13 protein-coding genes are annotated in these 15,742 nt (G+C 55.9%); 5 read left to right on the top strand and 8 right to left on the bottom strand.

From position 1 onward, the window contains the following. Positions 1–3: 3 nt before the first annotated feature. The 3 genes from Q0V31_RS05975 to mnmG are packed head-to-tail and all read right to left on the bottom strand — an operon-like array spanning position 4 to position 3,345. Positions 4–792, bottom strand: coding sequence for a ParA family protein (locus tag Q0V31_RS05975; RefSeq protein ID WP_298185602.1), 789 nt, complete (start codon positions 790–792; stop codon positions 4–6). A 13-nt stretch (positions 793–805) separates the two neighbouring features. Then, positions 806–1,453 (bottom strand): 16S rRNA (guanine(527)-N(7))-methyltransferase RsmG, encoded by a 648-nt coding sequence (gene rsmG / locus Q0V31_RS05970; RefSeq protein ID WP_298185600.1) that lies wholly within the window; start codon positions 1,451–1,453, stop codon positions 806–808. Beyond that, complete coding sequence (mnmG, locus tag Q0V31_RS05965; protein WP_298185598.1) at positions 1,453–3,345, bottom strand: tRNA uridine-5-carboxymethylaminomethyl(34) synthesis enzyme MnmG; 1,893 nt, start codon at positions 3,343–3,345, stop codon at positions 1,453–1,455. Before mnmG ends, rsmG begins: the two co-directional genes overlap by 1 nt. Positions 3,346–3,508: 163 nt before the next feature. Here mnmG and Q0V31_RS05960 point away from each other — a divergent pair, with 163 nt between their 5' ends. Then, positions 3,509–3,757, top strand: coding sequence for a hypothetical protein (locus Q0V31_RS05960; RefSeq protein ID WP_298185595.1), 249 nt, complete (start codon positions 3,509–3,511; stop codon positions 3,755–3,757). Positions 3,758–4,005: 248 nt separating this feature from the next. Here Q0V31_RS05960 and mnmE read toward each other — a convergent pair whose 3' ends face one another. The 5 genes from mnmE to rpmH form a co-directional block, all read right to left on the bottom strand. Further along, on the bottom strand, positions 4,006–5,373 hold the full coding sequence (gene mnmE / locus Q0V31_RS05955) for a tRNA uridine-5-carboxymethylaminomethyl(34) synthesis GTPase MnmE (RefSeq protein WP_298185594.1): 1,368 nt from the start codon (positions 5,371–5,373) through the stop codon (positions 4,006–4,008). Between the two features lie 75 nt (positions 5,374–5,448). Further along, positions 5,449–7,200 (bottom strand): membrane protein insertase YidC, encoded by a 1,752-nt coding sequence (gene yidC, locus Q0V31_RS05950; RefSeq protein ID WP_298185593.1) that lies wholly within the window; start codon positions 7,198–7,200, stop codon positions 5,449–5,451. A 2-nt stretch (positions 7,201–7,202) separates the two neighbouring features. Beyond that, complete coding sequence (yidD, locus tag Q0V31_RS05945; RefSeq protein ID WP_298185591.1) at positions 7,203–7,448, bottom strand: membrane protein insertion efficiency factor YidD; 246 nt, start codon at positions 7,446–7,448, stop codon at positions 7,203–7,205. Continuing rightward, positions 7,441–7,842: a ribonuclease P protein component gene (gene rnpA, locus Q0V31_RS05940; RefSeq protein WP_298185589.1), complete on the bottom strand. Its 402-nt coding sequence runs from the start codon at positions 7,840–7,842 to the stop codon at positions 7,441–7,443. Before rnpA ends, yidD begins: the two co-directional genes overlap by 8 nt. A gap of 14 nt (positions 7,843–7,856) precedes the next feature. Beyond that, the gene (gene rpmH, locus Q0V31_RS05935) at positions 7,857–7,991 is read right to left on the bottom strand and encodes a 50S ribosomal protein L34 (protein WP_090240950.1); all 135 of its coding nucleotides are present in this window, start codon (positions 7,989–7,991) and stop codon (positions 7,857–7,859) included. 522 nt (positions 7,992–8,513) lie between these two features. Between rpmH and dnaA the strand changes: the two genes are divergently transcribed. From dnaA to gyrB, 4 genes are all read left to right on the top strand, one after another. Next, positions 8,514–9,989, top strand: coding sequence for a chromosomal replication initiator protein DnaA (gene dnaA, locus Q0V31_RS05930; RefSeq protein WP_298185585.1), 1,476 nt, complete (start codon positions 8,514–8,516; stop codon positions 9,987–9,989). Between the two features lie 32 nt (positions 9,990–10,021). Next, positions 10,022–11,125, top strand: coding sequence for a DNA polymerase III subunit beta (gene dnaN / locus Q0V31_RS05925; protein ID WP_298185582.1), 1,104 nt, complete (start codon positions 10,022–10,024; stop codon positions 11,123–11,125). A 204-nt stretch (positions 11,126–11,329) separates the two neighbouring features. Continuing rightward, a complete protein-coding gene (gene recF, locus Q0V31_RS05920; protein ID WP_298185580.1) occupies positions 11,330–12,433 on the top strand; it encodes a DNA replication/repair protein RecF in 1,104 nt (367 codons plus the stop codon). Positions 12,434–12,437: 4 nt separating this feature from the next. Continuing rightward, positions 12,438–14,855: a DNA topoisomerase (ATP-hydrolyzing) subunit B gene (gene gyrB, locus Q0V31_RS05915; RefSeq protein WP_298185578.1), complete on the top strand. Its 2,418-nt coding sequence runs from the start codon at positions 12,438–12,440 to the stop codon at positions 14,853–14,855. The last annotated feature ends 887 nt before the right edge of the window (positions 14,856–15,742 follow it).

Below are 15,742 nucleotides of genomic sequence, written 5' to 3'. Positions count from 1 at the left end.
TCCTTATGCGGTTGCGCTGCGAGCGTTCGCACGCTGGCGGCGGACCAATTCGCCGGCCAGTGCCAAATAGGCAATGGCCCCGCGGGAACTTTTGTCATACACCAGCGCCGGCATGCCAAAGCTCGGAGCTTCGGCCAAACGCACGTTACGCGGGATAACGGTTTGGTACAGCGTCTCGGGGAAATGCTGCTTGAGCTGCGCCGAGACGTCGTTGGTCAGGCTGATGCGCGGGTCGTACATGGTACGCAACAGCCCTTCGATTTTCAGACTTGGGTTCAACAACTCGGCAATACGCTGGATGCTGTTGACCAGGTCACTCAACCCTTCCAGCGCGTAGTACTCACACTGCATCGGGATGATCACGCCATCAGCGGCCACCAGGGCGTTGATGGTGAGCATCGACAGCGCTGGCGGGCAATCGATGAGGATGTAATCGTAATTCTCGCGGATCGGGGCCAGCGCATTACGCAGCCGGCTTTCCTTCATCTGCATTTCCAGCAAGCCGACTTCGGCAGCCGTGAGATCGCGGTTGGCCGGCAGCAGTTGATAACCGCCATGCTCGGAAAACTGCATGGCATCGCCCAGGTTGCACTCGCCGATCAACAGGTCGTAAACCGAGTGCTCCAGCGCATGCTTATCCACACCGCTGCCCATGGTGGCGTTGCCTTGTGGATCGAGGTCAATCAGCAATACACGGCGTTTGGTTGCCACCAGCGAAGCGGCCAGGTTAATGCAGGTGGTGGTTTTACCCACACCGCCTTTCTGGTTAGCGATTGCGAATACCTTAGCCATGCTGCCGTTCCCCCTAAACCGAGCGGCGCAGTATCAGCAGATGGCGCTGACCTTGGCAACCGGGAACCTTGAGTACATGGGTGGCAGTGAGACGAAAGTCCGCAGGCAAAGCCTGCAGCTCGTCGTCCGGGTGCACGCCTTTCATCGCCAGCCACTGGCTATGGCCATCACCAAGATGACGGGTCCAGTTGCTGAAGTCTTCCAGGGAGCTGAACGCTCGCGAGCAAATGCCACTGAACGGCTGCTCAGGGGTAAACGCTTCAACTCGGCTGTGGATAACTTGCAGGTTGGCCAGTTTCAGCTCCAGCTTCACTTGCGTCAGGAAGCGGGTCTTTTTGCCGTTTGAATCAAGCAGGGTGAACTGTCGTTCGGGAAACAGGATGGCCAGTGGAATACCCGGCATGCCGCCACCGCTGCCGACGTCCAGCCAGTTATCCCCAGCCTCGCGCACATGTTCAACCACGGACAGGCTGTCGAGCAGGTGGCGCGAGACCATTTCATCCGGATCGCGCACCGCGGTCAGGTTGTAGGCCTTGTTCCACTTGATCAGCAATGCCAGGTAGGCGAGCAACTGCTCGTGCTGTTCGGGGCTGAGTGCGACGCCCAGTTCAATCGCGCCTTCGCGCAGTTCTTCGGCGTGACGTGCAGTGACCAACGACATCAGACGCTGTGCTCCAACTGCTGACCGGCAGTGCGTTTTTTCAGGTAAATCAGCAAAAGGGAAATCGCTGCCGGGGTGACCCCAGGTATGCGCGAGGCCTGGCCGAGGGTTTCTGGACGGGTGTTGCCGAGTTTGTGCTGGATTTCCTTGGACAAGCCGGAAATGCCCGCGTAATCGATATCGCTCGGTAACTTGGTGTCTTCACTGGCGCGCAGACGGGCGATTTCGTCCTGTTGGCGGTCGATATAACCGGCGTATTTGGTCTTGATCTCGACCTGCTCGGCCACTTGTGGGTCCAGTGCACCGCCACCGGTGATGGCGATCAACCCGGGGTAATCGATTTCCGGCCGAGCCAGCAGGTTGAGCAAGTTGTATTCGTGGGTCAGCGGAGTGCCGAAGTGCTCGGCAATTGCATCGCCCTGGGCTGTACCTGGACGTACCCAAGTGCTTTTCAGACGTTGTTCTTCCTCGACGATGGCGTTGCGTTTGGCCTCAAACGCCGCCCAGCGTACATCATCGACCAGACCCAGCTCACGACCTTTCTCGGTCAGACGCAGGTCGGCATTGTCTTCGCGCAGGATCAGCCGGTATTCGGCGCGCGAAGTGAACATGCGGTACGGCTCTTGAGTACCGAGGGTAATCAAATCGTCGACCAGCACACCGATGTACGCCTCATCGCGACGCGGGCACCAGCTGTCCTTGCCTTGCGCACGCAGTGCGGCGTTGGCTCCGGCGAGCAAACCCTGGGCGCCGGCTTCTTCGTAACCGGTGGTGCCGTTGATCTGCCCGGCGAAGAACAGCCCGGCGATCACTTTGGTTTCCAGGCTGTACTTCAAATCTCGCGGATCGAAGTAGTCGTACTCGATGGCGTAGCCGGGCCGCACGATGTGAGCGTTCTCCATCCCACGGATGCTGCGCACGATCTGCAATTGCACGTCGAAGGGCAACGAGGTGGAAATGCCGTTGGGGTACAGCTCGTGGGTATTCAGGCCTTCGGGCTCGATAAATACCTGATGGCTGTCCTTGTCGGCAAAACGGTGAATCTTGTCTTCGATTGACGGGCAGTAGCGCGGGCCGACGCCTTCGATCACGCCGGAGTACATCGGCGAACGATCAAGGTTGGCCGCAATGATTTCGTGGGTACGCGCATTGGTGTGGGTGATCCAGCAGCTGACCTGACGCGGCTGCTGTTCGGCGCGACCGAGGAAGGACATCAGCGGCGTTGGCGTATCACCCGGCTGTTCGGTCATCTGCGAAAAATCCACAGAACGGCCATCAATGCGTGGCGGCGTTCCGGTTTTCAAGCGGCCGACGCGCAGCGGTAATTCACGTAAGCGCTGTGCCAAAGCAATCGAAGGGGGATCACCAGCACGACCGCCAGAATAGTTCTGCATGCCGATGTGGATAAGTCCGCCGAGGAAGGTGCCGGTGGTCAACACCACGGAATCCGCGAGGAAACGCAGACCCATTTGGGTGACAACGCCTTTGACTTCATCGTTTTCGACAATCAGATCATCGGCTGCCTGCTGAAATATCCACAGGTTGGCCTGGTTCTCCAGGGTTTCGCGAATCGCCGCTTTGTACAGCACCCGGTCTGCTTGAGCCCGGGTGGCTCGGACTGCCGGGCCTTTGCGGCTGTTGAGTACCCGAAACTGGATACCGCCACGGTCAGTGGCTTCTGCCATGGCGCCGCCAAGGGCGTCGATTTCCTTGACCAGATGGCTTTTGCCGATTCCGCCAATCGCGGGGTTGCAGCTCATCTGCCCGAGTGTTTCCACGTTATGGGTCAGCAGCAGGGTTTTTACCCCCATGCGTGCAGCTGCCAATGCAGCTTCAGTACCGGCATGACCGCCGCCGATGACGATCACCTGAAAACGGGAAGGGAAATCCACCACGCACCTCGTGCCTGTTGAGAAATGGGGGGCTTTTTAGATTGAAAAGCGGGAAAGGCGGCAAGTATAGGGAGTTCGCCGGTGTGAAAGAAGCCTTTTGCACAAAAAATAGCCAGCTGGTCTGAGACCTGTTTAGCCGGGTCGGTTAATAAAGATTAAAAGAATGAATTTTTATAAAGCTTTGTTTTTATGTTTATTACTTAGCAACGGCTTTTCTGTGGATAGATTGCTACAGGCCAACAATATCAATGTGTACAGCGTTTCAAAAGTTTGTGTTGATCCTGCTATCAGCCTGTTCAATTGCCGTACGCAAGCTGTGGATGAAAGTGATGGTTATCCACAGGGGCGTTTATCCTCGGTTTTATCACAGGGTTATAAGCAGGGCTTAGGCTGGGTTTTCCACAGGGCTTAGCCGATGAAATAGTTGGCGTTGTGCCTATCTTTCAGCCACGCGAATGCCTGCCTGAGAGACATGTGGGAAGTTTTAGAGGATATAGCGGCAGCAGGATGATCCCTGCTACAGGCAGGGCATCTTGCACACGGCGGCAGGTTAGAGGGGCCGTAACCCCTCAGAAATGGTTACGGCTGATGAGCAACGCGACGCCCAGGGATAGGCGTTGTTTGCTGCTTAGATGGCCTTGCTTGCTAACCTGCAAGCTGTCATTTACCGATGCAGAAGCTGGAGAAGATTCGCCCCAGCAGGTCATCAGAACTGAAAGCTCCAGTGATTTCGCCTAAGGCTTGCTGCGCCATACGCAGGTCTTCAGCGAGCAGCTCGCCAGCACCGGCGAGGGTCAGTTGGGCGTGGCCATGTCCAAGGTGAGCCGCCGCCTGGCGCAGCGCCTCTAGATGACGCCGGCGGGCGCTGAAGCTGCTCTCGGAGGTCTGTGCATAACCCATGCAGGCTTTCAGGTGCTCACGCAGCAGGTCCAGCCCTTCGCTCGACTTGGCGGACAGGCTGATGGTGACGTGGCCGTCATTGCAGACTTCTAGATCCACAGCTTCGGCAGATAGGTCGGCCTTATTGCGGATCAGGGTTACCCGGGCCGGGTCAGGACGCTGGTCGAGAAACTCTGGCCACAAGGCAAATGGATCGTCCGCTTCCGGTGCCGTGGCATCCACCACCAGGAGGATACGATCGGCTTCGCCAATCGCCTTGAGCGCGCGTTCTACACCGATCCGTTCAACCTGATCTTGGGTATCACGCAAGCCCGCGGTATCGACCACGTGCAGGGGCATGCCGTCGATGTGGATATGTTCGCGCAGAACATCACGGGTGGTCCCCGCGATCTCGGTGACAATGGCCGCTTCGCGTCCGGCCAAGGCATTTAGCAGGCTGGATTTACCGGCGTTGGGGCGCCCGGCTATCACTACCGTCATACCATCGCGCAGCAGCGCGCCTTGGCCGGCCTCACGCAGCACACCCGCGAGGTCCGTGCGCACACCATCGAGCAAGCTGAGTACATGACCGTCGGCGAGAAAGTCGATTTCCTCTTCCGGGAAATCGATGGCCGCTTCGACATAGATGCGCAGGCTGATCAGGCGTTCGGTCAGGCTGTGCACGCGCCGCGAGAATTCACCCTGCAATGAACGCAAGGCATTGCGCGCCGCCTGTTCTGAGCTGGCTTCGATCAGGTCGGCAATCGCCTCGGCCTGCGCCAGATCGAGCTTGTCATTGAGAAACGCACGCTCACTGAACTCACCGGGGCGGGCCAAGCGCGCGCCGAGTTGTACACAACGACGCAGCAGTAAATCCAGCACCACCGGTCCGCCATGCCCCTGAAGCTCCAGCACATCTTCGCCGGTAAAGGAGTTGGGGCCAGGGAAATACAGGGCCAGGCCTTCATCGAGCACCTGCTCAGCCTCCGCAAAGAACGGTCCGTAATGGGCGTAGCGCGGTTTCAACTCTCGCTGACAAATCGCCTTAGCCAGCCGGCCCGCCAAGGGCCCGGAAACACGCACGATGCCCACGCCACCACGGCCTTGGGCAGTGGCAACGGCGGCAATGGTTTCAGTAACGGTAGGCATCGGGCTCTCCTGAATACGACATAGCAAAACGCCCCTGAAAAGGGGCGTTTGTTTACAGCTTAGAAGCTATCACTGCTAGGCGTCTGCGGCCTTGGCTGCGGCTTCGATTTTGCGCGTAATGTACCACTGCTGAGCAATGGACAAGACGTTGTTGACCACCCAGTACAGCACCAGGCCGGCTGGGAACCAGAGGAAGAAGAAGGTGAAAATGATCGGCATCATCTTCAGTACCTTGGCTTGCATCGGGTCCGGCGGCGTCGGGTTGAGCTGCTGCTGAATAAACATGGTCGCGCCCATGATGATCGGCAGAATGAAGTACGGGTCTTTGATCGCCAGGTCAGTTATCCACAGCAGCCAAGGAGCCTGGCGCATTTCTACGCTTTCCAGCAAGGTCCAGTAGAGCGCAAGGAATACCGGCATCTGTACCAAAATCGGCAAGCAACCACCGAGCGGGTTGATCTTCTCCTTTTTGTACAGCTCCATCATGGCCTGGGACATTTTTTGCCGATCGTCGCCAAACTGCTCTTTTAGTGCCGCCAGCTTAGGCGCCACTGCACGCATGCGCGCCATCGACTTGTAGCTGGCCGCGGACAGCGGGAAGAAAATCAGCTTGATGATCAGCGTCAGCACGATGATCGACCAGCCCCAGTTACCCAGTAGGCTGTGGATATGTTCCAGCAGCCAGAAGATCGGCTGAGCAAGGAACCACAGGATGCCGTAGTCGACGGTCAGCTCAAGACCTGGAGACAGGGTCTTCAGGTGGCCTTGTAGCTTCGGGCCGGCATACAGAATTGCACTGGTTTCACCCTGAGTGCCGGCAGCAACCTGAATGGCCGGGCCGGTAAAGCCGACAATGTAGTTGCCTTGGCTGTCTTTGCGGGTCTGTACCTGGTTAGTGCTGTCTTTGCTTGGAATCCAGGCAGTGACGAAGTAATGCTGTAGCCAGGCAACCCAGCCTCCTTGAACTGTTTCTTTGAAGGCTTGTTTGTCGATGTCTTTCATCGACACTTTTTTGTACGGCTCTTCGGCTGTCCACAGCGCACCACCGAGGTAGGTTGCGGTACCGGTTGCAGTGGTGGAGGACGGATCGTCGCTACCATCACGCTTGAGCTGGGCAAACATGTTGCCGCTCCAGGCCTGAGCACTCTGGTTGTCGATCAGGTAGCTGACCGTCACCTGATAGGAGGACGGATCCACACAACCTGGCTTCTTCAGCAGCTGCTCTTTGGCCGAACATTCAGCGTTCAAACCACGTTTGAAGGTGAAGCGCTTGATGTAATTAACACCGCCTTCGCTGAGGGTAAGATCAACTTGCAGTTGATCCTGGCCATCGGCCAGCTCATAGTTTTTTTGCGCGCTGTTCCACAGGGCACGACCGCTGGATTTGTCCGGCGCATTGCTGCCGATCAAACCACTCTGTGCCAGGTAAGTCCGCTCGCCGCCGTTGTCGAACAGCTGGAAAGGTACATCCGGACGATCCTGACGGCGTGGATACTGCGGCAGACGCAGTTGCACCACATCACCACCGCGTGGGTCGATGGCCAGATCCAGTACATCGGTCTTGACCCGAATCAGTTCATCACTGGCTACAGTGGCAACAGCACTGATTGCGCTGGACTCAACGGCAGTCGAAGCGCTCGGAATATCGTCGCCACCCACTGAGTTTGAAGTTGCAGCGGTTGTGTCTGGCAAGCCAGGTACTGTGCTGCTAGTCGCGGCAATTTCAGTCGGCAGGGCAGTTTGACCGTAATCCTGGTTCCACTGGAGAACCATCATATAGGACACGATTGCCAGGGCGACGATCAGGATCGAGCGTTGAATATCCATGATTATTCGGCCATCGAAGAGGAACGGGAGGTTTTCGCGGGGGGAACCGGGTCGTAGCCACCGGGATTCCACGGGTGACAATGGCCCAACCGACGCAGAGTCAGCCAGCCACCGCGCATGACGCCATGGTGTTCAATGGCTTCAAGCGCGTAGCAAGAACAACTTGGGTAGAAACGACAGCGGCTGGCCATCAAGGGGCTGATGGCATAGCGGTAAAACTGGATAGGAAGCAAAACCAGTTTACGCATGGGGACTGTCGTTCCCCCCGGGTGTTACAGCGGCTTGCGGGCTGGGCTTACTGCGTTCGAGGCGTTTCCAGAGTTTGCCAAACTGACGTGCCAGTTCAGCATTCTCCAGATCACCAAGGCCTTTTCGCGCAACCACCACGATGTCCCATCCGACCAAACTCTCTTGGTTCAGACGGAACGATTCGCGGATCTGGCGTTTCAGGCGATTGCGCTCAACCGAGAGCTTGACGCTCTTCTTGCCGATCACCAACCCCAAGCGGGGATGATCAAGCTCATTGTTGCGCGCAAGCAGTAGGACATTTTTGCCCGGAGCTTTGCCGTTAGGGGAGTCGAAGACTGCCTTGAATTGTCGGGGGGTTAGCAGACGCTTTTCCCGACTGAAGTCTCGACTCACCACAATACCGAAATTTAGACGGCGAGACGCTTACGGCCCTTGGCGCGGCGACGCTGCAGAACAGCACGGCCGCTCTTGGTTGCCATGCGAGCGCGGAAACCATGGGTGCGAGCGCGTTTGATAGTGCTGGGTTGGAAAGTACGTTTCATGATGCGGTACCTGGTGGTCGTCTACGGGCCGGAATGGCCCCCGTTTTAAGAGACCGGCAATTCTAGAGAAACCCGAGGGTTAGGTCAATTTCAAACCAGGCTTTCCTGCATAAAGAAATATAAAGAAGAGAATATTTAAAGATCTTTTGTAGTGTTAGTAACTATTAGCCAGCCATTGATCTGTGCATAAGTGCCTGAAGCACAAACAATTCGGGGGGTTCAGCCAAGGGTAAGTCTGTCGAAAAGGCGTGCTGCAACTGTGTGGAAGCCGCGTACAAGCTGGGGATGGAATGCCATTTTACCCACAGAGGGGTTGTCCACTGGGTTTACCCCTGGGTTATCCCACGAGCTTGTGCAGGGTTATCCACAGTGCTTATGTGAATCTGCTCACTCGCTTCTAGCGCAGTTAACAGGTTGATTTTCCTTGTACATCAGCACGGTTACATGTGGATAACTCTTGCCTCGACGGCTACAATGACGGCTGTGTTTTTTGCCTCGCGCCTTTCGATTTAGGGGATGTCCGTGTCTGTGGAACTTTGGCAGCAGTGCGTCGAGCTTCTGCGCGATGAGCTGCCTGCTCAGCAATTCAACACCTGGATCCGTCCACTGCAGGTCGAGGCTGAAAGCGACGAGCTTCGCGTCTATGCGCCCAATCGTTTTGTTCTTGACTGGGTCAATGAGAAATACCTTGGCCGCTTGCTTGAGTTGCTCGATGAGCGGACCGACGGTATGGCCCCCGCGCTTTCCTTATTAATAGGCAGCAAGCGCAGTTCGACTCCCCGTGCGGCTGTGGTCAGTACGCCGCCAGTTGCGCCGAATACACCTGCGCCTGCAGTAAAGTCGGCGGCAACAACACCAGTGGCCGCTGCGCCGACCGAACCTTCGCGCGCCAGCTTTGATCCTATGGCCGGTGCTGCCAGTCAGCAGGCTCCTGCGCGTACCGAGCGTACGGTGCAAGTTGAAGGTGGGTTGAAGCACACCAGCTATCTGAATCGCACCTTTACCTTTGATAACTTTGTTGAAGGTAAATCCAACCAGCTGGCACGTGCAGCAGCCTGGCAGGTTGCCGACAATCCCAAGCATGGCTACAACCCGTTGTTCCTTTATGGTGGCGTAGGCTTGGGTAAGACCCACCTGATGCATGCTGTGGGTAACCATCTGCTGGCGAAGAATCCGAATGCCAAGGTGGTGTACCTGCATTCCGAGCGTTTCGTGGCGGACATGGTCAAGGCGTTGCAGTTGAATGCGATCAATGAATTCAAGCGTTTCTACCGTTCGGTAGATGCTCTGCTGATCGATGATATTCAATTCTTTGCCAAAAAAGAGCGTTCCCAGGAAGAGTTCTTTCATACCTTCAACGCCTTGCTTGAAGGTGGCCAGCAGGTGATTCTCACCAGCGATCGTTACCCGAAAGAAATCGAAGGGTTGGAAGAGCGTCTCAAATCGCGCTTCGGCTGGGGCCTTACGGTGGCCGTCGAGCCGCCTGAGCTGGAAACCCGCGTCGCCATTCTGATGAAAAAGGCTGATCAGGCCAAAGTCGACCTGCCGCATGACGCGGCCTTCTTTATCGCGCAACGCATTCGCTCCAACGTTCGCGAGCTGGAAGGTGCATTGAAGCGGGTGATTGCCCACTCGCACTTCATGGGCCGTGATATTACCATCGAGCTGATCCGTGAATCGCTCAAGGACCTGCTTGCGCTGCAAGACAAGCTGGTCAGCATCGATAATATTCAGCGTACGGTGGCTGAGTACTACAAAATCAAGATTTCCGATCTGCTGTCCAAGCGTCGTTCGCGCTCGGTTGCTCGGCCACGACAGGTCGCCATGGCCCTGTCGAAAGAGCTGACCAACCACAGCTTGCCGGAAATTGGTGATGCCTTTGGCGGCCGTGATCACACGACGGTATTGCATGCATGCCGTAAGATTGCTGAACTTAAGGAATCCGACGCGGATATCCGCGAGGACTATAAGAATCTACTGCGTACGCTGACTACCTAACTACGCAACTCCACTAGGCAAGGGACTAGACCATGCATTTCACCATTCAACGCGAAGCCTTGTTGAAACCTCTGCAACTGGTCGCCGGCGTCGTGGAACGCCGTCAGACCTTGCCGGTTCTCTCGAACGTTCTGCTGGTGGTTGAAGGCCAGCAGCTGTCATTGACTGGTACCGACCTAGAGGTCGAGCTGGTCGGACGTGTGGCTCTGGAAGAGCCTGCTGAGTCCGGTGAAATCACCGTACCGGCGCGCAAGCTGATGGACATTTGCAAGAGCCTGCCGAGCGACGCGTTGATCGATATTCGCATCGATGAGCAGAAGCTCCTGATCAAGGCGGGTCGCAGCCGCTTCAGCCTGTCCACCCTGCCCGCCAATGATTTCCCTACTGTTGAAGAAGGCCCAGGCTCGCTGACGTTCAGCCTGGTACAAAGTAAATTGCGTCGTTTGATCGAGCGCACCAGCTTTGCCATGGCCCAACAGGACGTGCGCTATTACCTCAACGGCATGCTGTTGGAGGTGCAGACAGGCATTCTCCGTGCGGTCGCTACTGATGGTCACCGTCTGGCCATGTGCTCGATGGACGCAGCTATCGAGCAGGTCGAACGCCATCAGGTCATCGTGCCGCGTAAAGGTATTCTCGAGATGGCCCGCCTGCTCACCGAGCAGGATGGCAACGTGAGCATCGTTCTCGGTCAGCACCATATCCGTGCTACCACGGGTGAATTCACCTTCACCTCGAAACTGGTCGACGGCAAGTTCCCTGATTACGAGCGTGTGTTGCCACGCGGTGGTGACAAACTGGTGGTGGCTGATCGTCAGGGCCTGCGTGAAGCGTTTAGCCGCACCGCGATTTTGTCCAACGAAAAATACCGTGGTATTCGCCTGCAACTGGAGTCCGGCTTGCTGAAAATTCAAGCCAATAACCCTGAGCAGGAAGAAGCCGAAGAAGAGATAGCCGTTGACTACAGCGGCAGTGCGCTGGAAATCGGTTTCAACGTCAGTTACTTGCTCGATGTCCTGAGCGTGATGACCACCGACCAAGTGCGTTTGATTCTTTCCGATGCCAATAGCAGTGCTCTGGTGCAGGAAGCTGATAACGACGATTCGTCTTATGTGGTCATGCCAATGCGTCTGTGACCCCCAGACCGTTGAATAACGATTATGCTCGGCTATGCCGTGTTGCGGGATATTTCGGCAAGTCGCTTGCCTCAATGTGTTAGCGCGAACCGATGGGTGGGTGATGCGAGTAATGCTTATGTACTGCTCGCACACTCCAAGCTGCTCAACACACACTGCCTGCCTGACCATCGCTCGCTACGTTCGCAACGGTCTGTTATCTAAATGTCCCTGACTCGCTTTACTGTCACTGCGGTGCGTAATCTGCACCCGGTGACCCTCTCTCCCTCCCCACGTATCAATATCCTCTCCGGCGACAATGGCAGCGGTAAAACCAGCGTACTTGAAGCTATTCATTTGCTGGGTTTGGCCCGCTCATTTCGCAGCACTCGTTTGCTCCCGGTTATTCAATACGATCAGCTTGCCTGCACCATCTATGGCCAGGTTCAGATGTCTGATGGCCGGCAGAGTAATCTAGGTATTTCGCGGAACCGCCAGGGCGAGTTTCAGATTCGTATTGATGGGCAAAATGCACGCAGCGCAGCGCAGTTGGCCGAGACCCTGCCCTTGCAGCTGATCAACCCGGACAGTTTTCGTTTACTCGAAGGTGCGCCGAAGATCAGGAGACAGTTTCTCGACTGGGGGGTGTTCCACGTGGAACCTCGATTTCTGCCTGCTTGGCAGCGCCTGCAGAAGGCCCTGCGTCAGCGAAACTCATGGCTGCGGCATGGTACACTTGACGCCGTTTCACAGGCGGCCTGGGACCGAGAATTATGCCTGGCCAGCGACGAAATAGACGGCTATCGGCGTGCCTATATTCAGGCCCTGAAACCGGTTTTCGAGCGTACCCTGAATGAGTTGGTTGAGCTGGAAGGTTTAACTCTCAGTTACTACCGCGGATGGGATAAAGACCGTGAGCTCAACACAGTGTTGGCCTCTACCCTTCCCCGCGATCAGCAATTGGGGCACACCCAGGCAGGACCTCAGCGCGCCGACTTAAGGTTGCGTCTGGGTGCGCATAATGCCGCCGAGATACTCTCGCGCGGCCAGCAAAAATTAGTTGTATGTGCCCTGCGCATTGCTCAGGGCCATTTAGTCAATCAGGCCAAGCACGGCCAATGCATCTATCTAGTGGATGACTTGCCGTCAGAACTGGATGAGCAGCACCGCCGTGCGTTGTGCCGATTGTTAGAAGACTTGCACTGCCAGGTGTTTATCACCTGTGTAGACCATGAATTGTTGAGGGAAGGCTGGCGCACGGATACGCCAGTTGCCATGTTCCACGTGGAACATGGTGGCATTACCCAGACCCACGACCACCGGGAGTGAAGGCATGAGCGAAAACCAAACGTACGACTCCAATAACATTAAGGTCCTCAAGGGCTTGGATGCCGTACGCAAGCGACCTGGTATGTACATCGGCGATACCGACGATGGCAGCGGTCTGCACCACATGGTGTTCGAGGTGGTCGACAACTCGATTGACGAGGCGTTGGCTGGGCATTGCAGTGAAATCACCATCACCATCCACCCGGATGAGTCGATCACTGTGCGCGACAACGGCCGTGGCATCCCAGTGGATATCCACAAGGATGAGGGCGTTTCAGCTGCCGAAGTAATCATGACCGTATTGCATGCGGGCGGTAAGTTCGACGATAACAGCTATAAGGTTTCCGGCGGTCTTCACGGTGTAGGTGTTTCCGTAGTGAATGCGCTGTCCAGAGAACTGGTCATGACTATTCGCCGCGCTGGCAAAGTCTGGGAGCAAACGTACGTTCACGGCGTACCACAGGCCCCCATTGCACCAGTGGGTGATAGCGACACCACCGGTACGCAAATTCACTTCAAACCGTCCGAAGATACCTTTGCCAATATCCATTTCAGCTGGGATATCTTGGCCAAGCGCCTTCGCGAATTGTCGTTTCTAAACTCCGGTGTGGGCATCTTCCTTAAAGATGAACGCAGCGGTAAGGAAGAGTTGTTCAAGTATGAAGGCGGTCTGCGCGCCTTCGTTGAATACCTCAACCACAACAAGACAGCGGTCAACCAGGTGTTCCACTTCACCATGCAGCGTGAAGACGGCATTGGCGTAGAAGTCGCACTGCAGTGGAACGACAGCTTTAACGAGAACCTGTTGTGCTTCACCAACAACATTCCCCAGCGTGACGGTGGCACCCACCTGGCGGGCTTCCGCTCGGCGCTGACGCGTAACCTGAATGCTTATATCGAGCAGGAAGGCCTGGCCAAGAAGCACAAGATTGCCACCACCGGCGATGACGCCCGTGAAGGCCTGACCGCAATTATTTCGGTTAAGGTTCCAGACCCTAAGTTCAGCTCGCAGACCAAAGACAAGCTGGTATCCAGCGAAGTGAAAACTGCAGTCGAGCAGGAAATGGGCAAGTACTTCTCTGACTTCCTGCTGGAAAATCCCAACGAAGCCAAGCTTGTGGTCGGTAAGATGATCGACGCTGCACGCGCTCGTGAAGCCGCACGTAAAGCCCGTGAAATGACCCGCCGTAAAGGTGCACTGGATATCGCCGGTCTGCCGGGCAAACTGGCTGACTGCCAGGAGAAAGACCCTGCCCTCTCCGAACTCTACATCGTGGAAGGGGACTCCGCGGGCGGTTCTGCCAAGCAGGGCCGTAACCGCAAGACTCAGGCCATCCTGCCGCTCAAGGGTAAGATCCTCAACGTCGAGAAAGCCCGTTTCGACAAGATGATTTCCTCCCAGGAAGTCGGCACTCTGATCACTGCCTTGGGCTGTGGTATCGGCCGCGATGAATACAACATCGACAAGCTGCGTTACCACAACATCATCATCATGACCGACGCCGACGTCGACGGTTCGCACATCCGTACCCTGCTGCTGACCTTCTTCTTCCGTCAGCTGCCAGAGCTGGTCGAGCGTGGTTACATCTATATCGCTCAGCCGCCGCTGTACAAGGTCAAGAAGGGCAAGCAAGAGCAGTACATCAAAGACGACGAAGCCATGGAAGAATACATGACCCAGTCGGCCCTTGAAGATGCCAGCCTTCACGTCAACGAAAGCGCACCAGGCCTATCAGGCAGTGCGCTGGAAACCTTGGTCAACGATTACCGCCTGGTGATGAAGACCCTCAATAGGTTGTCGCGTCTGTACCCGTTGGAGCTCACCGAGCACTTCGTTTACCTGCCGCGTGTTGAAGCCGAGCAACTGGCAGATAAATCGGCCATGCAGCATTGGCTCAGCCTGCTAGACACGCGCCTGAAAGTCATGGAAAAGTCGGGCTTGGTCTACAAAACCAGCCTGCACGAAGATCCAGAGCGCCACGTATGGCTGCCACAGGTTGAACTGGTGTCGCACGGGGTTTCCAGCTACATCATCTTCAACCGCGACTTCTTCGCCAGTAACGATTACAAGACCGTTACCACCCTGGGCGACCAGCTCAATAGCTTGCTGGAAGACGGTGCGTATGTGCAGCGTGGCGAGCGCAAGAAGGCGGTCACCACCTTCAAGGAAGCGCTGGCGTGGCTGATGGCCGAAAGCACCAAGCGCCACAGCATTCAGCGCTATAAGGGGCTGGGCGAAATGAACCCGAACCAACTCTGGGAAACCACCATGGACCCGGATGTGCGCCGCATGCTCCAGGTGCGTATCGAAGACGCGATTGCTGCCGATCAGATCTTCAACACCCTAATGGGCGATGCCGTAGAGCCACGTAGGGACTTTATCGAGACCAACGCACTGGCTGTATCCAACCTGGACTTCTGACTTTTTGTCGACGGGCAGGTTAATTGTCATGATTGTACGAGTTACTGTCATGACAGTTTCTGTCACTACCCCGGCCTAGCGCCGGGGTTTTTATTTGTGGTTCAAGGTATTGGCGATGGCTGTGGCGCATCCATGGCTGCGGTTATGCAGTGAAGCTACAGAGAAAAGCCGATAAAGCGCGCTTTGGGAGGTGCTAAATCTGGGAGCCTTTCAGGGCTAATAGACGCATCGCTATTTACGCCAATCTAAACAGCATCAGCCATGGCCAATCACTTCTGATGGGTAGGCCGATGTGATCGACTATGAAGGGGATCGCGATGCGGGCAATGACATTTATGGTGATCATATCGCCAGAAAATGACACTTTTTATGGCTCAAGCCTGCCAATAACCGGGTCGATTTATACCCCAAACCATTGATCCATATAGGAAGGCAATCACAGCTGTATCGCCCGCCTACAGGAAGTTAGAGATGTAACGGATGGCATCCACCTTGCAATCCCTGGCGATCAACCTAGAGGGGGCTCTAAGTAGCAACGCAGCCCACTGTTGCTCAAAGAGCGGATAGCAGAAAGCACTGAGGGGAGCCTTGGCTCCCCTCAAATTTATCGCTTCATATTTTTATTGTTGGGGCGGTCTGTTGTTATTTTTGATGACCGACTGTGTTGCGCGAGCTTTTTCTGACCCCTAAGAGGCCAAGAGAAAACGTATTTTTTTGGACGCTAGCATTGCCTTTGTCACGAGGTGATCCAACCAGTCCAGCTACCTTAAGGTAGTTTTATTGTTTTATCTGGTTGCCAGGCTCGAGGCCTGGAAAAGCCCGCTTTCTCCAAAAAAATCTGTTCGCTACCGATCTGGCCTGTTGTTTTTGTTATGTCAGAGTCGAGT

The sequence above is a fragment of the uncultured Pseudomonas sp. genome (genome assembly GCF_943846705.1).
Taxonomy (GTDB): domain Bacteria; phylum Pseudomonadota; class Gammaproteobacteria; order Pseudomonadales; family Pseudomonadaceae; genus Aquipseudomonas.
Note: the sequence above shows the minus strand (reverse complement) of the source record. Positions and strands in the feature narration are given on the sequence as shown.